The sequence below is a fragment of the Rhodoferax sp. LB1P47 genome, assembly GCF_056521445.1.
The window spans coordinates 14,479-37,778 of the sequence record NZ_JBWMAU010000013.1; the positions used below are offsets into that span (position 1 = coordinate 14,479).

The 23,300-nt window shown below is 64.5% G+C and carries 21 protein-coding genes; 14 read left to right on the top strand and 7 right to left on the bottom strand.

The features are described from left to right. The first annotated feature begins 56 nt into the window (after nucleotides 1–56). Nucleotides 57–2,147: an ATP-dependent DNA helicase RecG gene (gene recG / locus AC0969_RS14480; RefSeq protein ID WP_479624853.1), complete on the top strand. Its 2,091-nt coding sequence runs from the start codon at nucleotides 57–59 to the stop codon at nucleotides 2,145–2,147. A 45-nt stretch (nucleotides 2,148–2,192) separates the two neighbouring features. Here the strand turns inward: recG and AC0969_RS14485 are convergent, their stop codons facing one another. Further along, nucleotides 2,193–3,224, bottom strand: a complete 1,032-nt coding sequence (locus tag AC0969_RS14485; RefSeq protein WP_479624854.1) for an alpha/beta hydrolase family protein — start codon at nucleotides 3,222–3,224, stop codon at nucleotides 2,193–2,195. A gap of 113 nt (nucleotides 3,225–3,337) precedes the next feature. Here AC0969_RS14485 and AC0969_RS14490 point away from each other — a divergent pair, with 113 nt between their 5' ends. After that, nucleotides 3,338–4,366: a helix-turn-helix domain-containing protein gene (locus tag AC0969_RS14490; RefSeq protein WP_479624855.1), complete on the top strand. Its 1,029-nt coding sequence runs from the start codon at nucleotides 3,338–3,340 to the stop codon at nucleotides 4,364–4,366. On the opposite strand, the gene AC0969_RS14495 is transcribed toward AC0969_RS14490, so the two are convergent. Further along, nucleotides 4,332–4,934 (bottom strand): TetR/AcrR family transcriptional regulator, encoded by a 603-nt coding sequence (locus AC0969_RS14495; protein ID WP_479624856.1) that lies wholly within the window; start codon nucleotides 4,932–4,934, stop codon nucleotides 4,332–4,334. The two genes, AC0969_RS14490 and AC0969_RS14495, sit on opposite strands and share 35 nt — an antisense overlap. Before the next feature lie 93 nt (nucleotides 4,935–5,027). On the opposite strand from AC0969_RS14495, the gene AC0969_RS14500 reads away from it, so the two are divergent. Further along, nucleotides 5,028–5,540: an HPP family protein gene (locus AC0969_RS14500; protein WP_479624857.1), complete on the top strand. Its 513-nt coding sequence runs from the start codon at nucleotides 5,028–5,030 to the stop codon at nucleotides 5,538–5,540. A gap of 211 nt (nucleotides 5,541–5,751) precedes the next feature. Then, on the top strand, nucleotides 5,752–7,698 hold the full coding sequence (locus tag AC0969_RS14505; protein WP_479624858.1) for a phosphatase PAP2 family protein: 1,947 nt from the start codon (nucleotides 5,752–5,754) through the stop codon (nucleotides 7,696–7,698). A 20-nt stretch (nucleotides 7,699–7,718) separates the two neighbouring features. Here the strand turns inward: AC0969_RS14505 and AC0969_RS14510 are convergent, their stop codons facing one another. After that, complete coding sequence (locus tag AC0969_RS14510) at nucleotides 7,719–8,942, bottom strand: HD-GYP domain-containing protein (RefSeq protein WP_479624859.1); 1,224 nt, start codon at nucleotides 8,940–8,942, stop codon at nucleotides 7,719–7,721. 210 nt (nucleotides 8,943–9,152) lie between these two features. On the opposite strand from AC0969_RS14510, the gene AC0969_RS14515 reads away from it, so the two are divergent. From AC0969_RS14515 to AC0969_RS14540, 6 genes are all read left to right on the top strand, one after another. Then, the gene (locus AC0969_RS14515) at nucleotides 9,153–9,326 is read left to right on the top strand and encodes an NF038104 family lipoprotein (protein ID WP_479624860.1); all 174 of its coding nucleotides are present in this window, start codon (nucleotides 9,153–9,155) and stop codon (nucleotides 9,324–9,326) included. Nucleotides 9,327–9,381: 55 nt separating this feature from the next. Next, on the top strand, nucleotides 9,382–10,335 hold the full coding sequence (locus AC0969_RS14520; RefSeq protein WP_479624861.1) for a hydrogen peroxide-inducible genes activator: 954 nt from the start codon (nucleotides 9,382–9,384) through the stop codon (nucleotides 10,333–10,335). A gap of 16 nt (nucleotides 10,336–10,351) precedes the next feature. Further along, nucleotides 10,352–11,254 carry a Dyp-type peroxidase gene (locus tag AC0969_RS14525; RefSeq protein ID WP_479624862.1) on the top strand — a complete coding sequence of 301 codons (903 nt, stop codon included), beginning with the start codon at nucleotides 10,352–10,354 and terminating at the stop codon, nucleotides 11,252–11,254. 65 nt (nucleotides 11,255–11,319) lie between these two features. Further along, nucleotides 11,320–12,240 (top strand): 4-hydroxybenzoate octaprenyltransferase, encoded by a 921-nt coding sequence (locus tag AC0969_RS14530; RefSeq protein WP_479624863.1) that lies wholly within the window; start codon nucleotides 11,320–11,322, stop codon nucleotides 12,238–12,240. A 37-nt stretch (nucleotides 12,241–12,277) separates the two neighbouring features. Beyond that, a complete protein-coding gene (locus AC0969_RS14535) occupies nucleotides 12,278–13,375 on the top strand; it encodes a HindVP family restriction endonuclease (protein ID WP_479624864.1) in 1,098 nt (365 codons plus the stop codon). Further along, nucleotides 13,356–14,327 (top strand): DNA cytosine methyltransferase, encoded by a 972-nt coding sequence (locus AC0969_RS14540; protein WP_479624865.1) that lies wholly within the window; start codon nucleotides 13,356–13,358, stop codon nucleotides 14,325–14,327. Before AC0969_RS14535 ends, AC0969_RS14540 begins: the two co-directional genes overlap by 20 nt. Nucleotides 14,328–14,379: 52 nt before the next feature. On the opposite strand, the gene AC0969_RS14545 is transcribed toward AC0969_RS14540, so the two are convergent. After that, nucleotides 14,380–14,721, bottom strand: a complete 342-nt coding sequence (locus AC0969_RS14545) for a TfoX/Sxy family protein (RefSeq protein WP_479624866.1) — start codon at nucleotides 14,719–14,721, stop codon at nucleotides 14,380–14,382. A 161-nt stretch (nucleotides 14,722–14,882) separates the two neighbouring features. On the opposite strand from AC0969_RS14545, the gene AC0969_RS14550 reads away from it, so the two are divergent. Together AC0969_RS14550 and AC0969_RS14555 are read left to right on the top strand one after the other, a co-directional pair. Beyond that, the gene (locus AC0969_RS14550; RefSeq protein WP_479624867.1) at nucleotides 14,883–17,084 is read left to right on the top strand and encodes a PhoX family protein; all 2,202 of its coding nucleotides are present in this window, start codon (nucleotides 14,883–14,885) and stop codon (nucleotides 17,082–17,084) included. A 118-nt stretch (nucleotides 17,085–17,202) separates the two neighbouring features. Continuing rightward, the gene (locus tag AC0969_RS14555) at nucleotides 17,203–18,342 is read left to right on the top strand and encodes an esterase-like activity of phytase family protein (protein ID WP_479624868.1); all 1,140 of its coding nucleotides are present in this window, start codon (nucleotides 17,203–17,205) and stop codon (nucleotides 18,340–18,342) included. 94 nt (nucleotides 18,343–18,436) lie between these two features. Here AC0969_RS14555 and AC0969_RS14560 read toward each other — a convergent pair whose 3' ends face one another. Further along, on the bottom strand, nucleotides 18,437–18,742 hold the full coding sequence (locus AC0969_RS14560; protein WP_479624869.1) for a BON domain-containing protein: 306 nt from the start codon (nucleotides 18,740–18,742) through the stop codon (nucleotides 18,437–18,439). Between the two features lie 355 nt (nucleotides 18,743–19,097). Here AC0969_RS14560 and fdhA point away from each other — a divergent pair, with 355 nt between their 5' ends. Next, nucleotides 19,098–20,291 (top strand): formaldehyde dehydrogenase, glutathione-independent, encoded by a 1,194-nt coding sequence (gene fdhA / locus AC0969_RS14565; RefSeq protein ID WP_479624870.1) that lies wholly within the window; start codon nucleotides 19,098–19,100, stop codon nucleotides 20,289–20,291. A gap of 66 nt (nucleotides 20,292–20,357) precedes the next feature. On the opposite strand, the gene proC is transcribed toward fdhA, so the two are convergent. Both proC and AC0969_RS14575 read right to left on the bottom strand, forming a co-directional pair. Further along, the gene (proC, locus tag AC0969_RS14570) at nucleotides 20,358–21,272 is read right to left on the bottom strand and encodes a pyrroline-5-carboxylate reductase (protein ID WP_479624871.1); all 915 of its coding nucleotides are present in this window, start codon (nucleotides 21,270–21,272) and stop codon (nucleotides 20,358–20,360) included. Between the two features lie 30 nt (nucleotides 21,273–21,302). After that, nucleotides 21,303–21,707, bottom strand: coding sequence for an FKBP-type peptidyl-prolyl cis-trans isomerase (locus tag AC0969_RS14575; RefSeq protein ID WP_479624958.1), 405 nt, complete (start codon nucleotides 21,705–21,707; stop codon nucleotides 21,303–21,305). A gap of 198 nt (nucleotides 21,708–21,905) precedes the next feature. On the opposite strand from AC0969_RS14575, the gene gorA reads away from it, so the two are divergent. Beyond that, a complete protein-coding gene (gorA, locus tag AC0969_RS14580) occupies nucleotides 21,906–23,300 on the top strand; it encodes a glutathione-disulfide reductase (protein WP_479624872.1) in 1,395 nt (464 codons plus the stop codon).

Here is a 23,300-nt window from a genome sequence, read left to right on the forward strand (position 1 = left end):
CGGTGCGGGCCTGACCGGCCGGCCCGGCTCGGCCCAACAGGGCAAAATTCGCCCCCATGCCCGCCCCTCTTCCGAAGCTAAACCCCGCGCAAAAAGCCCTGCTCAAAATGGGTCTCCGGCGCGATATCGACCTGGCCCTGCACCTGCCCCTGCGCTACGAGGACGAAACCCGTATCAGCCGCCTGGCCGACGCACGCGAGGGCGACACCGTGCAGATCGAGGCCACCGTCACCCACAGCGAAGTCAGCCTGCAATCGCGCCGCCAGTTGCTGGTGACGGTGGATGACGGCTCAGACACCTGCACCCTGCGCTTCTTCAGCTTCTACCCCTCACACCAAAAAACCCTGGCCGTGGGCGCGCGCTTGCGGGTGCGTGGTGAGGTCAAAGGCGGCTTCCTCGGCAAGCAGATGCTGCACCCGGTGTTTAAGCTGGCCGGGGGCGAGTTGCCCACCGCGCTCACCCCGGTCTACCCCAGCGTGGCGGGTTTGCCACAGGCGTATTTGCGCCGTGCCGTGCTGGGTGGCCTGAAGCGCGCCAATTTGTCCGAAACCCTGCCGCCGGGCTGCCCGGAGTACAACCCTGCATATTTAAGCCAAACAGGCCTCCAGCGCAATTACTACCTGCATGAAGTGCTATCATTTTTGCATCATCCTGCGCCCAACGTGTCGCTGGCCGCGCTGGAAGACCGCAGCCACCCCGCCTGGCAGCGCCTGAAGGCCGAGGAGCTGCTGGCCCAGCAGCTCTCGCAGCTCCAGGCCAAGCGTGCCCGCGACCTGCTGCAAGCCCCACCGCTGGCCGCGCGCAATGGGGGATTGCTGGACGGCCTGCGGGCCGCGCTGCCCTTTGCCCTCACCGCCGCCCAGCAGCGCGTGGGGGTCGAGATTGCCGCCGACCTGGCCCTGCCCATCCCCATGAACCGCCTGCTCCAAGGCGACGTGGGCTCGGGCAAAACCGTGGTCGCCGCGCTGGCCGCCTGCACCGCGATGGACGCAGGCTGGCAGTGCGCACTGATGGCCCCCACCGAAATCCTGGCCGACCAGCATTTCCGCAAGCTCGTCGCCTGGCTGGAGCCGCTGCTCAGCCCCCAGGGCAAATGCGTCGCCTGGCTTACCGGCAGCCAAAAGACCAAGCAGCGCCGTGAGATGCTGGAAAAAATCGCCAGTGGCGAGGCCGCCCTGGTGGTGGGCACCCACGCCGTCATCCAGGACAAAGTGGTCTTCAAAAACCTGGCCCTGGCCCTGATCGACGAGCAGCACCGCTTTGGCGTGGCCCAGCGCCTGGCCCTGCGCAGCAAGCTGGTGGATGGCGCACTGGAGCCGCACCTGCTGATGATGACCGCCACCCCCATCCCGCGCACCCTGGCCATGAGCTACTACGCCGACCTGGACGTATCCACCATCGACGAGCTGCCCCCGGGCCGCACGCCCATCGTCACCAAGGTGATCAACGATGCGCGCCGCGACGAGGTGATAGAGCGCATCCGCGCCCAGATCGCCCAGGGTCGCCAGATCTACTGGGTCTGCCCGCTGATCGAAGAAAGCGAGGCGTTAGACCTGCGCAACGCCACCGAAACCCATGCCGCGCTGAGCGAAGCCCTGTCCGGCGTGCTCATCGGCCTGCTGCACTCCCGCATGCCGGTGGCCGAGAAAAAGGCCGTGATGGCCTTGTTCACCGAAGGCCACATGGGCCTGCTGGTCAGCACCACCGTGATCGAGGTGGGGGTGGACGTACCCAATGCCTCGTTGATGGTCATCGAGCACGCCGAGCGCTTTGGCCTGAGCCAGCTGCACCAGCTGCGCGGCAGGGTAGGGCGGGGCGCGGCGGCCTCGGCCTGCGTGCTGCTGTATTCCACCGGCGAGGCGCCGCGCCTGGGCCAGATCGCCCGCGCCCGGCTCCAGGCGATGGCCGAGACCAACGACGGCTTCGAGATCGCCCGCCGCGACTTGGAAATACGCGGCCCCGGTGAATTTTTAGGTGCCCGCCAGTCGGGTGCGCCACTGTTGCGCTTTGCCGACCTGGAAACCGATGGCGACCTGCTGGAATGGGCCCGCGCCCTGGCCCCGCAGATGCTGGACCAGTACCCCGCGCTGGCCGAGCAGCACGTGCTGCGCTGGCTGGGCGGCAAGGCGGAATACTTGAAAGCTTAATGACAAATAAGCCTCTAGCGCATATTCCACCAGCGCAGACAGCTATTATTTTTGAAGCATCTCAAACCCCGCCCGCACCCTGCGCACCAGCTCCTGGTGGATGTCCATTCGGCTGCGGCCACCGCCGTCATCGCAGACCGGGTCATCGCCTTCGCTGGCAAGCAGAGCTGCGCCTCCCGGCTTGCACACGCCCAGAAAGCTGAAGTGCACGGCACCGGGCACGGTGGCGTAGTGGGCTGCGGGGATGCGTGCGGCCAGCGGCGCGGCGGCCACGGCCAGGGGAATGTGGCCGGGCTGGCCCAGGTTGATGATCTGCACCGCAGCGCGGATACGGCGCAAGCTGTCCGCCGTAAACGCCTGGGCCAGGCCCGGATCGACGGCCACCAAGGCCTGGATGCGCGGGTCGCGGTGGTCTTGGCCGAAGCGCACGGCATTCAGCCGTCGCAAGTCCACCCCGCCACGGGCAAACCAAGGGCACTCGGCCACCACCGTGTGCGGCGGCACGGGGATGTCGCAGTAACGGGCGTAGTCCGCCAGGTTCACCCGGGCCCCTGCCAACGCCAGCGCGGTGTAGCCCCCGAGCGAAAAGCCCAGCACGCCCACCCGGTCTGGCTGGATGTGCGCTTGCCACGCCGGGTGGGCCAGCAGCGCGGTCAGCACCGCCGACACATCCGCAGGCCGCTGCCAAATTTGCACCGCCGCCGCTGCGCTGAGGTCGCCCGCCGTGCTGCCGGGATGGTTGACTGCTGCCACGATAAAGCCGCTCAGGGCCAGTTGCGATGCCATCCAGCCCAGGCCAGCCGCATGGCCACCCATGCCGTGCGACACCAGCACCAGGGGGTAGCGCCCAGCGGCCACGGGCGCATCCTGCCGCGCTGCGCTGCCAAAGAAGAGCCGGTTCTCGGCCACCGACACGACGTTGCCGCCCGCTGGGGCCGGGTACCACAGCAGCACGTCTAGTGCGCGATCGCGGTGCGGCGCAGGCAGGCGGAGTTGCTGGAATCCGGGGCTGGTCTGCGCCAGCGCGGGCAGCAGCAGCAGGGCCAGAAAAAGTGAGAGCAGGGTGCGTAACAACATGGCGGCTCCGTGGGGTGAAAAACACATCACCGAGAATGCGGTTCCGCCTGGGTTTTTGCGTCCCTTTTCCTGATCCAGGCCGTTCTTAAACACGATCCAGCTCCTTCCAAACCATGTTTTTTGTCCCTCTGCCCTTTGTTGTCGGGATTTTGCTGGTGCTGCTGCTGGCACAAATGACCTGGCGCCACGGCACGGTGGTGCTGGCGAACCGGCCTTTTCGCATCCTGCTGGGTGGCTACGCGCTGCTGTCGGTGCTGGTGGGCTTGCGCTGGGGCTACCAGGTCAAGCTGTTGCTGCCGCTACAGGCTAGTCTGGCTGTGGGATTGGCGGCCTGGTCGTGGTGCTGTTTTAGCGCGCTGGCCAGCGATGGTGCCGCCCGGCGCTGGCGCGGATGGCATGCGCTGCCCGGGCTGGCCGTGCTGCTGCTGTTTGCCTTCTGGCCTGACGGGGTGGATGGGGTGGTGGTGGCCAGTTTTCTGGCCTACGGCATGGCCTTGTTGCGGCTGGCGCGGCGCGGGCCGGATGCGCTGGGTTTGGCCCGGCTGGACGAGGCGCTAGCGGCCCACCGTGCGCTGTGGATGACGGCTGTGCTTCTGCTGCTGTCGGTGGTGTTGGAGGTCTTCATTGTGTGGGACATCCACCGCACGGGCGGCAGCTACGCGCCGATGGTGGTGGGCGGCTTCCACCTGGTGATGATGCTGCTGGCGGGCTACGCAGCGGTGATGGCGGGCGACAGCGTGCCCGATGCTGGTTTGCAAACGCCGCCCAGCCCCGAGCCCGCAGCGGAAAAATGCCCCTCCGATCTGGCCGAAGACCAGCGCACCGTGGCGGCGCTGCATGCGCTGGTGCAGGCGCAAAAGCTCTACCTGGAGCCCGACCTGAGCCTGATCCGCCTGGCCCGCAAAAGCGGCATTCCGGCGCGGCACATTTCAGCGGCCATCAACCGGGTAGAGGGCAAAAACGTGTCGCAGTACGTGAACGACTTGCGCATCCAACACGCCTGCGCCTTGCTGCGCCAGACCGACCAGACCGTGACAGAAGCCATGCTGGCCAGCGGCTTCCAGACCAAGTCCAACTTCCAGCGGGAGTTTCGCCGCGTCACCGGCACTACGCCGGTGCTGTGGCGACAGCAGGCGGGCTAAGAGCGTGTTGTAAGCGCGGCTCCAGCAATTCCCGAACAAAGTGCCAGCCGGTCTCCACGCAGCCCGGGTCGCCGAACATGTTGGCGTTGACGATCATGCCCTCCAGCACCAGCAGCAGATGGTCGGCCAGCAAGCTTGCATCTTCAACCCCGCCCGCACCCAATATGTCTGCCAAAACACGGCGCATATTGGCCTTGTGCAGCATCGAAATGCGGCGGATTTCGGTGCCGGGTTCCGGGTATTCCTCGGACGCCTTGATGAACATGCAGCCGTGAAACGCCCCGCCACGAAACCATTCGCCGTGCCAAACAAACACCGCCTGCACCTGGGCCAGGCAGTCCGCCGGGTCCGCATCCGCCACGGCCTGCGCCACAGACGCACAAAACAGCGCGTCACGCTGCTCCAGCACGCTCGCTACCAGCGCGTCTTTGGTGGGGAAGTATTTGTAGAGCGTCATCTTTGACACCCCGGCTTCTTGGGCGATGCGGTCCACCCCCACCGCCTGGTAGCCGTGCGCCGCGAACAAGGCCAGCGCGGTGTCTAAAACGTCCTCTTTCTTCGACTTCATCGCCATTCCTAGGTTGTTGCACACAAGACTATACCGATCTGTACAATTGCCGAGTGTACAGATCGGTACAGTGGCGTTAACGAAAGGAAAATCATGCAGCACATCCTGGACAAAATTCGCGGCGACGCCAAGCCGCCACCCCGCGCCCACCCCATGAAGGTGCTGATTGGCTTTATCGGCGGCACGCTGGGCATCGGCCTGCTGGCACTATTGACGCAGGCGCAGGGCGTGCCGCTGCTGATGGCTCCGTTTGGCGCCACCTGCGTGCTGGTGTTTGCCGCGCCCGACACGCCCCTGGCGCAGCCGCGCAACGTGGTGGGGGGGCACTTTTTGTCCAGCCTGGTCGGCCTGGTATTCCTGAAATACATCGGCTCCGGGCCGCTGGAGATGGGGTTGGCCGTGGGTGTGGCCATTGCACTCATGCAGCTCACGCGCACCCTGCATGCCCCGGCGGGAGCCGACCCGCTGGTGGTGCTGGCGGGCAGCCAGCTGGGCTGGGGGTTCTTGCTGACCCCGGTGCTGGCGGGTTCGGTGCTGCTGGTGCTGATGGCGCTGCTGGTCAACAACCTGGGGCCCCACAAGCGCTGGCCGCGCTACTGGGTGTGAGCACGATGTTTACATGCCAAATAGGCCTTTAGCGCATATTTAATAAGCGCTAGTAGCTATTGTTTTTGAAGTAAAAAAACCCGGCGCGGCAGATTGCCGCTGCGGGCTTGTAACCTGCGCGACAGACTTGGCCGCTGCGTCACATGTCAGTCATACGACAACCCTAACTTCGGGGGCTGGCATGTGGCCGCAACGATTTTCACTCTCATCTATGCAGACTCCCTTCCGCTTTATCCCCCGCAGCCTGTGCCTCGCCATATCGGCCGGATTTTTAATGGCCGGTTGCGGTGATGGCGATACGCCGTGGGTTACCCCGGCTGCGCCCACCGGGCTGGGCAGCGTGGACACAGCCGCAGTGGCGGATGAGGCCACGGTGCTGCCGTTTGTAGATAACGTCGCCACCAACCAGCGTGGCGATGCCCGTTACGCCACCCTGGCCACCAACGCCGGGGTGCGGGTGGCAGGCGGGTTTCTGGATGTTTGGACCCCCAGCAGCCTGATTGTGGATGCCGGTGCGACCGCCGCCGCCAACGGCAGCTTTCCGGCGGTGGTGGCCTCCACCTGGTCTGGCATTCCCGGCGACAGCACCGACGGCACGGTGCGCAACGCCACCGTCCACACCGCCAATATCCAGTACGTGGTGGCGGCCACCACCAACCGCACGGCAGCGCAGGCTGAGCGCGCCTATCTGGACGACCGGCGCGGCAAAGCCTATAGCGTCAGCGACGGCATGGGCCCGCTCACCACCGCCTGGCGCACCGCTGCGCAGCAAACCACCAGCATCAACAGCGTCGCCGCAGACGCGACCACCGTGTTGTACAACGACACGGGCAACAACGTGGGTGTCACCGGCACGGCGAATACGCAAAATTTTGGTGCGGTGGTGGACATCGTCTCCAACATCGGCGAAAACGGCTCTACCGAACCCGCCAAGCGCTTCTACAAATATGCCCGCCCCTGGCGCTGGAGCAGCAGCGTGGTGATAGCCCCCTCGCTGGTGCCCGCCAAAAGCAGCACCCCGGCCACGGACGGCGGCTTCATCAGCGGCCACACTGCGGAAAGTGTGCGCAACTCCATTGCGATGGGCTATGTGGTGCCCGAGCGTTTTCAGGAACTATTGACGCGCGGCGGCGAGCTGGGCGAGAGCCGCATTTTGGCGGGCATGCATTCGCCGATGGATGTGATCGGCGGGCGGGTCCACGGCCAGGCCGTGGCCACTGCCAGTCTGGCCACCGGCATCAACAGCAGCAAGCGGGTGGCTGCGGCCGCCCTGTCGCGCAGCACCTTGATGGCCGCCGTGGGCGCAACCGATGCCGCCGCGCTCTACACTTTTGCCCATTCGCAAACCACCAGCCTGGACCGCTTTGCCGACCACGCCACCAACAAGGCCAACTACCGCCGCACCCTGACCTACGGCTTCACGCAGATCGCCGACACCACCAAGGCCGCCACCGTGCCCAAGGGGGCCGAGGTGCTGCTGGAAACCCGCCTGCCCTACCTCAGCGCCGCGCAGCGCCGCGTGGTGCTCAAGACCACCGCCATCGCCTCCGGCTACCCGGTGCTGGACGATGCCGAAGGCTGGGGCCGTCTGAATTTGTTTGATGCCGCCGACGGCTACGGCCTGTTTGCGGGCGACGTGGTGGTGGTGATGGATGCCAGCCTGGGCGGCTTCAACGCCGCTGACAGCTGGCGCAACGCCATCGGTGGCGCAGGCCTGCTGACCAAGCGCGGCAGCGGCCAGCTCAGCCTGACCGGTAGCAACAGCTACAGCGGCGGCACGCTGCTGGAAGCGGGCACGCTGGTGGGCACCTCGGCCACCGCCTTTGGCAGCGGCGATGTATTCCAAAGCGGCGGTACGCTGCGCATCGACACCCCCAGCAAGCTGAGCCTGGCAGCCCGCTACACCCAAACCGGCGGCACGCTGCAATTGGTGATGGCGGGTGCCAGCCTGGGCCAACTGGCGGTTGCCAGTGATGTGACCCTGGCCGGCGTGCTGAAGGTCAGCCTGCCCAGCAGCTACAAGCCTGCCGTGGGCACGCTGCTCAACGTGCTGACCGCTGGCAACCTGCATGGCCGCTTCACCAGCGTCACGCTAGACGGCTACACCGTCACGCCGATCTACACCAGCACCGGCGTGCAGCTGCGCATCGACGCCTGAAGGGTTGGGGGGCTTGCCCTTCAGCCCGGCAGCCCGGACCACAGCTGGTTCAGGTCGGTAAAGCGCCAATACGCCGGGTCTTCGCGCCCGGCGATTTTGTCGGTGCAGTCTGGTGCCGACAGGTCGATCAGCACCGGCGGAATGCGCAGGTCGGTCTTGGTGGAGAAAAATGCCTTCACCACCGGCTTGAGCAGTGCGCTGCCGTTTTGTTCGACCACCACGGCGATGCGCCCGCTGCCCAGCCGTAGCAGCGAGCCCGTGGGGTAGATACCCAGGCTTTTGACAAAGGCGTGGAACACCTGGGTGTCGAGGTGGCCGTTGGTCCACTCGGCCATTTTTTTCAACGACTCGGCCGGGTCCCAGCCCTTTTTGTAGGGCCGGTCGGAGGTGATGGCGTCGTACACATCGCAGACCGCGCCCATCTTGGCCAGCAGGCTGATGCCGTCGCCAGACTGGCGGTGGGGGTAGCCCGAACCGTCGGATTTCTCGTGGTGGTGCAGCACGATGTCCAGCACCGCCGGGTCGTCTGTCAGGCATTCCACCAGCAGGCGGTGGCCTTGCAGCGGGTGGGCCTGGACAATGGCGAACTCGGCATCGGTGAGCTTGCCGGGCTTGTTTAGCACCTCCACCGGCACCAGCGCCTTGCCCAGATCGTGCAGCAGCCCACCTAGCCCGGCGGAGCGGGTTTGGGCCGCATCCAGCTTGAGCTGCAAGGCCAGGCTCACCATCAGCGCGCACACCGCCACCGAATGCATGTAGGTGTAGTCGTCGGCCGTTTTGATGCGCACCATGCTGACCAGGGCGCTGGGGTTGCGCATCACCGAATCGCTGATTTCCTGCACCAGCTGCTCGGCCAGCTCGGTCTGTACGGCCTGGCCCAGCCGCGCCTCTTGGAACATGCTGGCCACCGCCTGTTTGGCCTTGGTGCAGATCAGGGTGGCGCGGGCGTATTCGGCGGCGGTAGCTGTGGGAGCGGTGTCGCGCACCGGTGTGGGGGCGGCTGCCGGTGTAATGGCGGGTGCGGCTTCGGGGGCCGCCTCGGGGGTGGCGGCTGGCGCGGTGTCCAGCCCCTTGCCGGTGTCGATCCACACCTCTTGCACGCTGCTGGCCCGCACCCGCGCGATGTCTTGCGGGTCGGTCAGCACAAAGTGGTTGCGCCAGAACGGGTGCTCCATCCACGGCGCACAGAACCCGTCGATGTGCATCCCGAGGGTCAGGTGTTCAACGGGAATACGTTTCAGCATGGTGGTGCGGTGGGTATGGCAGAAACCCAGTATCGCGCAGGATGCCGCTGGGTGGGGCGGGCATGTTACACCTTGATATTTAAGGGTAAAAAGTGCTTCTAGCGCTTATTCTTATTGCGCTAATAGCTATTGTTTTTGATTGTTTTGGGGCTGTGGCCGTTACAGATGTGACAAAAGTTAAGATCAGCCGCTTTAACCAGGAGCACAGCGATGCGGAGATTTTTAAACGCAATGGGGCTGCTGGCGGTGGCCGGCATAGCCAGCGGTTGCGCCGTGATTGCGGTGGCCGATGCGGTGGTGACCACGGCCGCCGTGGTGGTGAAAACCGGCGTCAAGGTGACCGGGGCCGTCATTGGCGCGGTGATTCCTGACGGCGACGAGTAGAAAGACTGACCGATAGCGCTTACGCCCCGGTACAGCAGGAGGAGAATACCCATCCATGACCCTCACTGAACTCAAATACATCGTGGCCGTGGCCCGCGAGCGGCATTTTGGCAAGGCCGCTGAAGCCTGTTTTGTGTCGCAGCCCACGCTGTCGGTGGCGATCAAAAAGCTCGAAGAAGAGCTGGACTGCAAGCTCTTCGAGCGCAGCGCCAACGAAGTCTCCATCACCCCCCTGGGCGAAGAAATCGTCCGCCAGGCGCAAAGCGTGCTGGAGCAGGCCGCCAACATCAAAGAAATTGCCCAGCGAGGCAAAGACCCGCTGGGCGGCGCGCTGCGCCTGGGCATCATCTACACCATCGCTCCGTATCTGCTGCCCGACCTGGTGCGCCAGGTGATCCAGCGCACCCCGCAGATGCCGCTGATGCTGCAAGAGAACTTCACCGTCAAGCTGCTGGAAATGCTGCGCATGGGCGAGATCGACTGCGCCATCATGGCCGAACCCTTCCCCGACACCGGGCTGGCCGTGGCCGCCCTGTACGACGAGCCCTTCATGGTCGCCGTGCCCACCAACCACCCGTTGGCGGCGCAGCAAAGCGTCACCTCCGAGCAGCTCAAGGCCGAGACCCTGCTGCTGCTGGGCAATGGCCACTGCTTCCGCGACCACGTGCTGGAGGTCTGCCCCGAATTCGCCCGTTTCTCTAGCGGAGCCGAGGGCATCCGCAAGAGCTTTGAGGGCTCGTCGCTGGAAACCATCAAGCACATGGTGGCCGCCGGCATGGGCATCACCCTGGTGCCGCGCCTGAGCGTGCCCAAATCCGCCCTGGCCGCCAAGCCCAAACGCGCACGCGATGACGACCCGTTTGTGCGCTACCTGCCGTTCGATGGCGAGCCGCCCATGCGCCGCGTGGTGCTGGCCTGGCGGCGCAGTTTTACCCGCTACGAGGCGATAGCCGCCCTGCGCAACGCCATCTACGCCTGCGAACTGCCAGGTGTGAAGCGTCTTTCTTGAACCAGTGGAGTATTTTGTGAAGCTTGCGCAACCCGGTATTTTGGAATCCGTACCCGCCCACGGGCGTTACCTGTTTTTATCGCCTACCGCCGGGGCCACCCCCGCCGCCCTGGGCACGGCCTTGCAGCAACTGGCCGCGTTGGTCGATGGCCAGGAGGTCGTCGTCGGCATCGGCCCCACGCTGGCGCACACCCTGGGGGCCGACGTGCCCGGCCTGCGCCCCATGCCCGACTTCTCTGGCCACGGCGTGCAGGTGCCCAGCACCCCGGTGGCCCTGTGGTGCTGGGTGCGCGGTGCGGCCCAGGGCGAAGTGGTGCTGCACGCCCGCCGGGTTGAGAAAGCCCTGGCCCCGGCCTTCCACCTCGACCGCGTGCTCGACGGCTTTCGCCACGGCGATGCGGAATCCAACGACCGCGACCTGACCGGCTTTGAAGACGGCACCGAAAACCCCGAAGGCGAGGCCGCCGAGGCCGCCGCCCTGGTGCACGACGCGCCGCACGGCATGGCGGGCTCCAGTTTCGTCGCCCTCCAGCAGTGGGTCCACAACCTGGATGCCTTCGACGCGCTGGGCACCGAGGGCCAAGACAACGCGATGGGCCGCCGCATGCGCGACAACCAAGAGCTGGACGACGCCCCCGCCTCCGCCCACGTGAAACGCACCGCCCAAGAAAGCTTCAGCCCCGAAGCCTTTGTGCTGCGCCGCTCCATGCCCTGGGCCGTGGGCCACCAGTGCGGCCTGTTCTTCGTGGCGTTTGGGGCCAGCCTGTACGCCTTTGAAGCCCAGATGCGCCGCATGGCCGGGCAAGAAGACGGCATTGTCGATGCCACGTTTACCTACTCCAAACCCGTGACCGGGGCCTACCTGTGGTGTCCGCCGGTGCGCGGCGGCCAGCTGGACCTGCGCCAGTTGGGCCTGTAAACCATTTGCTATAAAAATAGTAGCTTCTAGCGCTTATGAAATAAGCGCTAGAAGCACATTTGACTATGAAATATCCCCATCTCTACCTGCAACTCATCCGCTGGGACCGCCCCGCCGGTTGGCTGCTCTTGCTCTGGCCCACGCTCAGTGCGCTGTGGATCGCCTCCGGCGGCTTCCCCGGCTGGCACCTGCTGGGGGTGTTCACCCTGGGCACCATCCTGATGCGCAGCGCAGGCTGCTGCCTGAACGACGTGGCCGACCGCGAATTCGACAAACACGTCAAGCGCACGGCCCAGCGCCCGGTGACCAGCGGCGCGTTGTCGGTGGGGGCTGCGCTGCGCTTTGGGGCACTGCTGGCCGTGGCCGCGTTTGCGCTGGTGCTGACCACCAACGCAGTCACCGTGGCATGGTCCTTCGCCGCGCTGGCCGTGGCCGTGCTCTACCCGTACGCCAAGCGCTATGTCGCCATGCCGCAGGCGGTGCTGGGCGTGGCCTTCAGCTTCGGTATCCCGATGGCCTTTGCCGCCGTGCAGGGCGGCCCGCCGTGGCAGCTGTTGTCTGCCGCCGGTTGGGCCGATTTTTCGCTGGCGAAACTGGCGGCCAGCGTGCCCGCCGTGGCCTGGGTGCTGCTGCTGGGCAACCTGTTCTGGGTGCTGGCCTACGACACCGAATACGCCATGGTGGACCGCGACGACGACCTCAAAATCGGCATGAAAACCTCGGCCATCACCCTGGGCCGATGCGATGTGATCGGGGTCATGGCCTTCTATGCCATTTTTATGCTGATTTGGGTTCTGGCGCTTATGCCCTATGCGCTAGGCGCTATTTTTTACATAGCAATCGGCGTGGCCGCCCTGCAAGCCCTGTGGCACTGGACGCTGATCCGCCAGCGGGGCCGCGACGGCTGCTTCAAAGCCTTTCGCTTGAACCACTGGGTGGGATGTGCGGTGTTTGTGGGGGTGGCGGGGAGCTACGCCTTGGGCTGAGCTTTGGGTCTGTGCAAACACTGTATAAAATAGCAGCATGTCCCAGCCCATCAGTCCGTCCCTTTTCGGCATTACCCGTAGCAACCGGAACTTTTCCGACCCGTATTACTGGGGTAAGAACCAATTCAATTCGGCTTTCCCGGTGGCGCTGGCCTGCTACATGCGGTCCCGGCAGCTGCCGCTGGTGTATGTGCAGTTCAAAGACACGGGCAAAACCGAAGTTGGTGAGCTGGATGTGGAAAAGCTGTTTGGCAGCAGCTTGCCGAACGAGCAGCTCCACTTCGCGTTCGAGGCGCGGTTTGACCATTTCCGCTCTTTCGTCCACGACGAGCTGCCCGCGATCGACTTGGTGGTCGGGTCGGGCGACCCGGTGCGTCAGATCCGCCCCATCGAGGTCAAGCTCACTACGCTGCCCGACAACACCACCGAATCTTTGAGCGAAGATAAATACGGTGCCGAGCTGGTGATCCGCTCGGCCACCGTGCGCTACATGGCTTTGTCGATGGCGCTTGCGGTTGACCCGTACCGCAGCCGGGTCCGCGAGATTTTCGAGCCCGTCTTTGCCCGTGTCCGCAACTGGGACTCCAAGGCCGAAATGGTGCAAATCACCGCCCGGGCTGTCGCTGCGCTGGAGCTGTTTTTGACCGAGTTCAAACACCTGCAATCGCCCTTGCTGATGCAGCCGATCTGGAAAACCGTGGGGAAGTCCCCGGTGCTGGCCGAGAACTGCCTGGACATCTTTGTGTGGAGCGATTTTGGGCTCACGCACCTGTTCTTGGATTCGGCCCGCAAGCCGCGCGACACCACGTCAATATCGCGCTACGCCCGTGCGGCTCTGCGCCTGGCGCGCTTTTTGTACGAGCGCTCCAAGTCCGACAAGGTGTACCAGGCCCCGATCTTTGACGGCATGACCTTCGATAACCAGAATGACAAAGAATTCGCTATTTCCGGCACCCGTTCGCGCGAGCTGATGGCCTGCGCCCGGCTGGTCAAACCCGCCATTGCACGCGACGAAATCCAGAACATCATCTTGGGTGGTGGACAAAAATTCTTGAGCCCTGAGCGGCGGTTTGATGCCATCTTGTACTTTTCTACCGACTTGTTTGGAGACCCCCATGAACCTGCGCACGGTTGATTTTTTTGCCGGTGGCGGCGGTCTCAGCTTGGGGCTACAGCAGGCGGGTTTCGACGTGGTGTGCGCGGTAGAAAACTGGCAGCCCGCACTGGCGGTATACCGCGCCAACTTTCCCGACCACGATGCTGTCGAGCTGGACCTGTCCAATGAGCTGGCCACCTTGCAGCTGCTAGACAACTACCGCCCCGAGATCGTGGTGGGTGGCCCGCCGTGCCAGGATTTTTCTAGCGCGGGCAAGCGCGACGAAGGCGGCGGGCGGGCATCGTTGACGATCCACTACGCCAATGTCATTTCTAGCTACCGACCGCAGTTTTTCATCATGGAGAACGTGGCCCGTGCCGCCAGCTCCAAAGCCTTCAAAGTGGCACTGGACGTGTTCAAGCGCGCCGATTATGGCCTGACCATCCAGCTCTTGAACGCCGCCCATTGCGGCGCACCGCAGTCCCGTAAGCGCTTGATCGTGATCGGACAGTTAGGCGGAAAAGATGGCTTTTTGGACGACGCGTTGCAAGCAGGCCTGAGCGAAAAACCGGTCACCATGCGCCAGTATTTTTGCAACCGCTTGCCGTTTGAGCATTACTACCGCCATCCGCGCTCTTACGCACGCCGGGGCGTTTTCAGTATTGACGAGCCCAGCCCCACAATCCGGGGCGTGAACCGTCCCATCCCCAAAGGTTACCCCGGCCATGCTGGCGACCCGGTGCCGGTAACCGACGGACTGCGTTCGTTGACCACGGCAGAGCGGGCGCTGATCCAGACCTTTCCGGCCAGCTTCCAGTTGCCCGGCACCAAGTCGGATGTGGAGCAGGTGATTGGCAATGCCGTGCCGGTCAAGCTCGCCGAATACGTCGGTGTGCGGCTAGCGGCGTATATCCAGGCTTTGCATGAAGAGGGGGCTCTGACTGGCAGTGGGCAGTTATTTGAGCCTCGTAAGTTGCTGCGTGCTGCGTAGGCAGTTTTTGTATCAAATCGGCATCTAGCGCTTATTTAGTAAGTCAAAGTAGCTATCTATTTGATAGTTTTGACTTGGATTTCGGCTTCGGCTCGGGCAGTGCCCCCGCCGTGGCCTGCACCAACTGGCACAACCACACCGCATCTTCCCACTGGTCGGCGGTGATTTGCCAGTGGGGCTGGGCACCGGGGAAGGGCAGGCCCTCCACCGGCTGGGGCAGCAGGGCGCGGCCTGCTTCGGTGGGTTTTAAAAACAAGTGGTTGTCGCACACCAGGCCCACTGGCTTGCCCGCCAGGTAGAGGCAGTATTCGCCAAACATGCGACGCACCGATGCGCGGCCGGTGGCATGTAGCTGGTCGAGCAAAAATTCTGCGGTGCTGGGGTGGGTGGACATGGGGCGATTGTGCCTATGCGCCACAGTTTGGCCCCGTTTTTTGCAGCACATCTGTGCGCTAAAAAGGCCGGCTGTGCCATATGCGTGTCACACAGGCTTTCTAGCATCGGGGGTTTTCCGGTAGACCGATAAACCAACACCCCCCACAGAAAGCTTCCACGATGACCGCCGACAGCCACCACGAAGACAGCAATACCAGCAACAACCCCAGCATCTCCAGCCTGATCGACACCCGCCTGAGCCGCCGAGGCCTGCTGCGCATGGGCGTGGGCACGGCGGGTGCGGCCGTGATGGGCAGCTTTGGCCTGACCGCCTGCGGTGGTGGCGACGACGAGGAAGCCGCCGTCAATTACGCGATGGGCTTCACCGCCGTAGACAAGAGCCTGGCCGACGTGGCCACCGTGCCTGCGGGCTACACCGCCAGCGTGATCTACGCGCTAGGCGACCCGCTCACCGCCACCGGCACCGCCTATAAAAACGACGGCACCGACACCGACTTCGACAACCGCGCCGGTGACCACCACGACGGCATGGAGTTCTTCGGCCTGAACGCTGCCGGTACCGCCCGCGATGCGAATGGCTCCAGCCGTGGCCTGCTGGCCATGAACCACGAGGCACTGTCGCAGCAGTTTCTGCACGCCGCCGGTGCCAGCGCCAACCCGCGCCCGGCCAGCGAGTCGGACAAAGAAATCCCCGCCCACGGCGTGTCTATCGTCGAAGTGGCCAAGAACGCTGCGGGCGCATTTGTGACCAACCAGGCATCCACCTACAACCGCCGCATCACGCCGCTGACCGAAGTCACCCTGTCCGGCCCGGTCAAAGGCAACGCGCTGGTCAAAACCCTGTTCTCGACCACCGGCCTGCTGGCACGCGGCACCATCAACAACTGCGGCACCGGCTACACGCCGTGGGGCAGCTTTTTGACCGGCGAAGAAAACTGGGCTGGTTATTTCACCCGCGTGACCGCTGACGACACCGCCCGGGGCGGCGCTACCGCCAAGAGCGTGGTGTCCCTCAAACGCTATGGTCGCGCCGCCGGTGCCGCCAGCCGCCACGGCTGGGAAACCAGCGGCACGGCCGACAAGTACAAGCGCTGGGATATCAGCCAGACCGTCGCCAGCGACGGCAGCGGCGACTACCGCAACGAGCTGAACACCTTTGGCTACATCGTCGAAATCGATCCCTACCTGAAAACCGCCGCCATCCGCAAGCGCACCGGCCTGGGCCGCTTTGCCCACGAAAGCGCCGCCTTTGGCAAGCGCACCGCTGGCAAGCCGCTGGCCGTCTACATGGGCGACGACTCGCAGGGCGAGTACATGTACAAGTTTGTCTCCACCGCCGTCTGGGCCGAGGCCGATGCCAACCCCACCGACCGTATTGCCACCGGCGATAAATACCTCGACAGCGGCAAGCTGTATGTGGCCAAGTTTGCCGCTGACGGCTCGGGCACCTGGATCGAGCTGGCCATCACCAACTCGGCAATTGCGGGTTACGCCACCTACGCCTTTGCCGACCAGGCCGATGTGCTGGTCAACGCCCGCCTGGCCGCCGACGCGGTGGGTGCCACCAAGATGGACCGCCCCGAGTGGTGCGCCGTGCATCCCGTCACCGGCGAGGTCTACTACACGCTGACCAACAACAGCAACCGCAAACTGGAACCCACCGGCAGCCAGTTTGGCCTGGACGCGGCCAACCCCCGTTCGTACATTGATAGCAAGGCCGGGGTCGCCGGTTCCGCTGGCAACATCAACGGCCACATCATCCGCATGGTCGAAGCCGGTGCCGAGTCCACCGCCACCAGCTTCACCTGGGACGTATATTTGTTCGGTGCCGAAGCCGGTGCCAACACCACGATGGTCAACCTGTCGTCGCTGACCTCCACGCAAGACTTCTCCAGCCCCGACGGCCTGTGGTTCAGCCACAAAACCGGCTTCTGCTACATCCAGACCGACGACGGCAGCTACACCGATGTCACCAACTGCATGATGCTCATCGGCAAGCCCGGCTTCGTCGGTGACGGCACCACCGCCACGCTGAACTACACCAAGGCCGACGGCATCACCCCCGTGGCCATCACCACCCGCGTGGGGGCCAAGCCCACGGTGGACACGCTGCGCCGCTTTTTGGTCGGCCCGGTGGACTGCGAGATCACCGGTTGCAGCGAAACGCCAGACGGCAAAACCCTGTTCGTCAATATCCAGCACCCCGGTGAAACCATCACCAAGGCCAACATCGCCGACCCCACCAAGTACCTGAGCCATTGGCCCGCCAATGCCGGATACGGAGCCGGTGGCGCCAACGCCCGCCCACGCTCGGCCACCATCGTCATCACCAAGAACGACGGCGGCATCGTCGGTACGTAAACCCTTTGGGATCTGAAACCCCTTCACCCACCCCGGTGAAGGGGTTTGGGCAAGCGCACCGTGCAGGCAATGCGCGCGGTGCGGTTGCCCAAACCCTCCACTCTCCAGGCACCCCACCATGCTGTATTACAAGCCCCGTTTCGTGTTGTCTGTGTTATTTGCCGCCGCTGTGGCCACTTTGGCGGGCTGCGGGGATGGCGATGGGGGCGAGCCGTCCGTCGCCTCGGTGCGCCTGATCGGTGAGCAAATCATCTCTAACAGCCTGCAAGTTGGTGGCACCTTGGTGGGTGGCCTGTCCGGTATTGACTTCGATGCCGCCAGCAACACCTGGTATCTGGTCAGCGACGACCGCTCCGACAACAACCCCGCCCGCTACTACACCGCCAGCCTGGCCTACACCCAAACCGGCTTCACCAGCGTGCAGGTGAACACCACCGTCAGCCTGAAGCAGGCCAACGGCAGCACCTATCCCAACCGCACCACCGGCGGCCTGGTGGTAGACCCCGAATCCCTGCGGCTAGACCCGCTGAACAACACCCTGTGGTGGACCAGCGAAGGCGACCGCGCCCTGGGGCTGGACCCGTTTGTGGCCCAGATGGGCCGCGACGGCACGCTGCTGGCCACCCTGCCACTGCCCAGCCTGTTCAAGATGAACGCCACGCAGGAAAAAGGTTCGCGCAACAACGGCACTTTTGAAGGCCTGGGCTTCGCGCCCGACGGCCAGTCACTGTGGACGGCGATGGAAGCCCCGGTGTACGAGGACGGCGCACTGCCTACGCCCACCACCCCGGCGGTCACGCGCTTCACCCGCTTCGACCGCGCGGGCAAGGTGCTGGGCCAGTACGCCTATGCGCTGGATGCCATCCCCGCCGCCCCTGCCACCGGCAAAAACGCCGACAACGGCGTTCCCGAAATCCTGCCCCTCAACAGCCACCAGCTGCTGGTGCTGGAGCGTGCCGGGGTGCAACAGGCCGACAGCACCTACAAAAACTATGTGCGCCTGTACATCGTGGATACCGACGGTGCTAGCAACATCGACGGCGTTGCCGCCCTGGTCGGTGCTACCTACACCCCGCTCAAAAAGCGCCTGGTGCAAGACCTGAACACCCTGGGCCTGAGCAAGGTAGACAACATCGAAGGCATGGCCTGGGGCCCTCTGCTGGCCAACGGCAACCGCAGCCTGGTGCTGGTGTCCGACAACAACTTCAACGCCGCCAGCCAGATCACCCAGTTCGTCGCCCTGGAAGTGCTGCCCTGAAAAAAAAGGCCCCTGGCGCAGCAAGCGGCAGGGGCCTAAAAACCCGGGCCACAGGGGTGGCCGGGACACAGGGAGACGAAATGGGGGGAACCGTTTATTCGCTGTCGGTCGAGAAGGTGCGCACGTCGCTGTAGGCATTGGCTACACCGGGCACGGTGCTGGCTACATAGCGGGCCTTGTCTTCGTCGCGCTGGGCGTGCATCCAGCCGTGCAGGGTGATGGAGCCGTTATGGGCGGTCACCGTCACGTCCTGGACATCGCTGCCGAGTTTGCTGCTCAGCGTGGTTTGCACTGCGCTGGCCAGGTCTGCGTCGCTGGTGGCAGCGTGGGCGGGCAGGAAGGCACCGGCGGTCAGGACGAGCAGGGCGGTGGCGGCAATACGGTTGAAAGAGCGTGTCATGGTGAGATCCTTTGGGTTGTTACACCAACATGGGTGCAAAGTGTTGCGGTGAGGTGATCTTCCCAAGCCGGGCCTGCGCCTGTGTGTCGGCCGCAGGCTGCGCGTGTGACAGATGCAATCCAGGGTGAAACCACTGCTACTTTTTAGATAGCTGCTAACGCAGGTTCTATATGCGCCATAGGGCTAAAAGGCTTGTAAATGCCCGCGCAAACAACCCTCCGTGCTTACCCGCCCCCGGCTTCTAAATACCGAACCGTGTCGCAATTGAGCCAGTGGCGACGGGGCGGCGTTTCAAGATGCAGGGCGGCTGGCCTCGGGTGGGGCTGGCACGTTAACCATCCAGGAGACAAAACCCATGTCAAGCAACCGAGGTGTCGTGTACATCGGCCAAGGCCAGGTCGAGGTGCAGTCCATTCCTTTTCCAAAATTAGTCAACCCGCTGGGCCAAGCGGCGGAGCACGGCGTGATCTTGCGTGTGCTGACCACCAACATCTGCGGCTCCGACCAGCACATGGTGCGCGGCCGCACCACCGCCATGTCGGGCCTGGTGCTGGGCCACGAGATCACCGGCGAGGTGCTGGAGGTGGGCCGCGATGTGGAAACCCTCAAAAAAGGCGACATCGTGTCCGTGCCCTTCAACGTGGCCTGTGGCCGCTGCCGCACCTGCAAAGAGCAGCACACCGGTGTCTGCCTGAGCGTGAACCCGTCGCGGGCGGGCGGTGCTTACGGCTATGTGGACATGGGTGGCTGGATCGGCGGCCAGGCCGAATTCGTGATGGTGCCGTATGCCGACTTCAACCTGCTGAAGTTCCCCGACCGGGATCGGGCGATGGCCAAAATCCGCGACCTGACCTGCCTGTCCGACATCCTGCCCACCGGCTACCACGGCGCAGTCACCGCCGGTGTGGGGCCGGGCAGCACGGTGTACGTGGCCGGTGCCGGGCCGGTCGGCTTGGCAGCGGCGGCATCGGCCCGCCTGCTGGGCGCGGCGGTGGTGATCGTGGGCGACGTGAATCCGGTGCGGCTGGCGCATGCGCGCAAGGTGGGCTTTGAGACGGTGGACCTGTCGCAAGACGTGACGCTGGCCGACCAGATCGCCGCCATTCTGGGTACCCCCGAGGTAGACAGCGCCATCGACGCGGTAGGCTTTGAAGCCCGGGGCCACGGCCACGCGGGTTCCCAAGGCGAAGCCCCCGCCACGGTGCTGAATTCGCTGATGGAAATCACCCGCGCAGCAGGCAAGATCGGCATCCCCGGCCTGTACGTGACGGACGATCCGGGCGGTGTGGACAGTGCCGCCAAGAGCGGCGCGCTCAGCCTGCGCTTCGGCCTGGGCTGGGCCAAGTCGCACAGCTTTCACACCGGCCAGACCCCGGTGATGAAGTACAACCGCGCCCTGATGCAAGCCATTTTGTGGGACCGCATCCACATCGCCGACATCGTGGGCGTGCAAGTTATCAGCCTGGACCAAGCCCCCAGCGGCTACGCCGAGTTCGACGCCGGGGTGCCGAAGAAGTTTGTGATTGACCCGCACGGGCAGTTGGCTTGATCCCTAGCCCCCACCAACGATGTGTATATACGCTAGCCCTGCAAGTCCGCAAGCCTGGGGGTGTTCCTAATCCCCGAACTCGTCGCCCAGCTCGCGGGCGCGGTGCTTGGCGGTGTGGATGGCGCGCATGATGATGTTTTTAATGCCGTCCTGCTCCATCGAGGTGATGGCCGCAAAGGTGGTGCCGCCTTTGGAGGTGACACGCTGGCGCAGGATTTCGGGCGGTTCTTTGGACGCGCGGGCCAGGGCCGATGCGCCGACAAAGGTGCCCACCGCCAGCTTGTGTGATTGCTCGCGGCTCAGGCCCATGTCGGCACCGGCCTGGGTCATGGCTTCGATGAACAAAAACACATAGGCGGGCCCCGAGCCAGACAAGGCGGTGACGGCATCCAGTTGCACTTCTTCGTCCACCCACAGGGTTTCGCCGGTGGCGGCGAGCACTTTTTCGATCAGCTTGCGGTCGGGCTCCGACACGGCGGGCCGGGCGTACAGCGCGGTCATGCCCTTGCCGATCAGCGCGGGGGTGTTGGGCATGGAGCGCACGATGCGCTCGGTGCCCAGCCAGTGGGCCATGCTGTCGCTGCGGATGCCGGCCGCTACGCTCAGGTGCAGGGCGTTTTTGGTGTGGAAGCGGGTTTGCAGGGCCGCGTCTTTGAACATTTGCGGCTTCACGGCCCACACCACGGTGCGCGCATGGTCCAGCGCCGGGCCGGGCATTTCATGGGCGGTAATCGCAAAGTCGGCCAGCAGCTTGGCGCGGGCTTCGGCCCAGGGCTCAATCACCACGATGTGGTTGGCGGGCACGCCTTTTTTGACCAGCCCGCCAATGATGGCGCTGGCCATGTTGCCGCCGCCAATGAAGGCAATGTGGTCGTGCGCGGCGGTGTGGCCCCGGCTGCCAAAGTTGGACAGGCCGCCCGATTGGGAAGAGGGGAAATTGGATGTGCCAAAGTTGGAGGGGGCGGATGGGTTCGGTGCCATGGAAAGTCCAGAAATGCGTGGAGAGGGGGCTTATTTACCGTTGATACCAAGCAACTCAACCTCGAACTGCAAGGTGGCGTTGGCCGGAATCACGCCGCCTGCGCCGCGCTCGCCGTAGGCAATGGCCGGTGGGCAGGTGAGCTTGGCTTTGCCGCCGACCTTCATGCGCTGCACGCCTTCGGTCCAGCACTTGATCACGCCGTTCAGGGGAAATTCGATGGGTTCGCCGCGCTTGTAGGAGCTGTCGAACTCTTTGCCGTCAAGGAAGGTGCCACGGTAGTGCACTTTGACCTTGTCGCTGGCTTTGGGGCTGTCGCCGGTGCCGTCTTTCAGGGACCGGTAGACCAGGCCACTGGACGTAACCACGGCCCCGGCTTCTTTGGCAGCCGCAGCGGCATCGGTGGTTTGGGCAAACGAGGCGGTGCTGGCAAGCAGGCAGAACGCGGCGGTGGTCAGGGCAAATTTCACTAAAAACTTTCGGCGGTTGGGTGGATGCACCCATTATTGCGGTTTCTGAATGGATCTTTTCTGCCGCATCCTCAAAAAGGGGGATGGCGCACGAACCATATGCACTAGAAGCTATTTATTTGATAGCATGCAGGCTGGCCCGATATCGCAATCCCAGGAGTTCCTATGCCCGTTTTCGAGTTCGATCTTTTGGTGGTGGGGGGCGGCAGCGGCGGTGTGCGCGCCGCCCGTATGGCGGCCCAGCGCGGAGCCCGGGTGGCGCTGGCCGAGGTGGGCGCGCTGGGCGGCACCTGCGTGAATGTGGGCTGCATCCCTAAAAAGCTCTACAGCTACGCCGCCGGGTATGCCGAAGCGTTTGCCGAGGCAGCCGGCTATGGCTGGCAGGTGGGGCCGCCCACTTTCGACTGGGCTAAGCTCAAAACCCAGCGCGCCACCGAGATCACCCGCCTCAACGGCATCTACCACCAGCTGCTGGTGGGCGCGGGCGTGCAGTTGATCCCCGGCTGGGCCAGGCTGGTGGATGCGCACACGGTGCAGGTGGGGGCGCAAACCTATACCGCCCAGAACATCTTGCTGGCGACCGGCGGCAGGCCCAGCGTGCCGGGTGTTCCCGGTGCTGAGCACGCCGTGGTGTCGGATGCGATGTTCGACCTGGAGCCGTTCCCGCAGCGCCTGCTGGTGGTGGGCGGCGGCTACATCGCCTGCGAATTTGCCAGCATCTTCCACGGCCTGGGCGCGCAGGTCACGCAGGTGTACCGGGGCGCGCAGGTGCTGCGCGGCTTTGACGACGATGTGCGCCATTTTTTAGCCCAGGAGGTGCGCAAGGCCGGGGTCGATCTGCGGCTACAGGCCGATGTGGCCCGCATCCAGCGCACGCCCGACGGGCTGGCGGTGCAGTTGGTCAGCGGCGACACGCTCACCGTAGACCAGGTGCTGTACGCGATTGGCCGGGTGCCGAACGTGCAGGGCCTGGGCCTGGCGGCGGCGGGTGTGGTGCAGGGCAAAGACGGGGCCATCGAGGTCAATGCGCACTACCAAACCTCGGTACCCAGCATTTACGCGCTGGGCGACGTGACGGCGCGCATCCAGCTCACCCCCGTGGCGCTGGGCGAGGCGATGGTGCTGGTAGACCACCTGCTGGGCCCCAAAACCGGCAGCACCGCGCGGCAGATGGACTACGACCTCATCCCCACGGCCGTGTTCACCCACCCCAATATCGGAACGGTAGGCCTGTCGGAGGCCGCCGCCCGTAAGCAGTTTGGCCAAGTCAGCATTTACCGCAGCGAATTCAAATCGCTGCGCCACACCCTGAGCGGCAGCACCGAGCGCACGCTGATGAAGCTGGTGGTAGACGCCGCCACCGACCGCGTGGTCGGCCTGCACATGGTGGGCGCGGACGCAGGCGAGGTGGTGCAAGGCTTTGCCGTGGCCATGCGGGCGGGGGCCACCAAGGCGGTGTTTGACAGCACCATCGGCATCCACCCCACGGCGGCGGAAGAATTTGTGACCATGCGCGAACCTGTCGCACCGGCTATACCCCCTCAACCCACTGCACAATAG

What these genes read in the sequence shown, in the direction of transcription:
- proC (WP_479624871.1), bottom strand. Translation starts at nt 21,272, where the DNA reads ATGGCACCGAACCCATCCGCCCCCTCCAACTTTGGCACATCCAATTTC.
- AC0969_RS14555 (WP_479624868.1), top strand. Translation starts at nt 17,203, where the DNA reads ATGCTGTATTACAAGCCCCGTTTCGTGTTGTCTGTGTTATTTGCCGCC.
- AC0969_RS14540 (WP_479624865.1), top strand. Translation starts at nt 13,356, where the DNA reads ATGAACCTGCGCACGGTTGATTTTTTTGCCGGTGGCGGCGGTCTCAGC.
- AC0969_RS14505 (WP_479624858.1), top strand. Translation starts at nt 5,752, where the DNA reads ATGCAGACTCCCTTCCGCTTTATCCCCCGCAGCCTGTGCCTCGCCATA.
- AC0969_RS14535 (WP_479624864.1), top strand. Translation starts at nt 12,278, where the DNA reads ATGTCCCAGCCCATCAGTCCGTCCCTTTTCGGCATTACCCGTAGCAAC.
- AC0969_RS14510 (WP_479624859.1), bottom strand. Translation starts at nt 8,942, where the DNA reads ATGCTGAAACGTATTCCCGTTGAACACCTGACCCTCGGGATGCACATC.
- AC0969_RS14500 (WP_479624857.1), top strand. Translation starts at nt 5,028, where the DNA reads ATGCAGCACATCCTGGACAAAATTCGCGGCGACGCCAAGCCGCCACCC.
- AC0969_RS14545 (WP_479624866.1), bottom strand. Translation starts at nt 14,721, where the DNA reads ATGTCCACCCACCCCAGCACCGCAGAATTTTTGCTCGACCAGCTACAT.
- AC0969_RS14560 (WP_479624869.1), bottom strand. Translation starts at nt 18,742, where the DNA reads ATGACACGCTCTTTCAACCGTATTGCCGCCACCGCCCTGCTCGTCCTG.
- AC0969_RS14515 (WP_479624860.1), top strand. Translation starts at nt 9,153, where the DNA reads ATGCGGAGATTTTTAAACGCAATGGGGCTGCTGGCGGTGGCCGGCATA.
- AC0969_RS14485 (WP_479624854.1), bottom strand. Translation starts at nt 3,224, where the DNA reads ATGTTGTTACGCACCCTGCTCTCACTTTTTCTGGCCCTGCTGCTGCTG.
- AC0969_RS14490 (WP_479624855.1), top strand. Translation starts at nt 3,338, where the DNA reads ATGTTTTTTGTCCCTCTGCCCTTTGTTGTCGGGATTTTGCTGGTGCTG.
- fdhA (WP_479624870.1), top strand. Translation starts at nt 19,098, where the DNA reads ATGTCAAGCAACCGAGGTGTCGTGTACATCGGCCAAGGCCAGGTCGAG.
- AC0969_RS14520 (WP_479624861.1), top strand. Translation starts at nt 9,382, where the DNA reads ATGACCCTCACTGAACTCAAATACATCGTGGCCGTGGCCCGCGAGCGG.
- AC0969_RS14495 (WP_479624856.1), bottom strand. Translation starts at nt 4,934, where the DNA reads ATGAAGTCGAAGAAAGAGGACGTTTTAGACACCGCGCTGGCCTTGTTC.
- AC0969_RS14550 (WP_479624867.1), top strand. Translation starts at nt 14,883, where the DNA reads ATGACCGCCGACAGCCACCACGAAGACAGCAATACCAGCAACAACCCC.
- gorA (WP_479624872.1), top strand. Translation starts at nt 21,906, where the DNA reads ATGCCCGTTTTCGAGTTCGATCTTTTGGTGGTGGGGGGCGGCAGCGGC.
- AC0969_RS14530 (WP_479624863.1), top strand. Translation starts at nt 11,320, where the DNA reads ATGAAATATCCCCATCTCTACCTGCAACTCATCCGCTGGGACCGCCCC.
- recG (WP_479624853.1), top strand. Translation starts at nt 57, where the DNA reads ATGCCCGCCCCTCTTCCGAAGCTAAACCCCGCGCAAAAAGCCCTGCTC.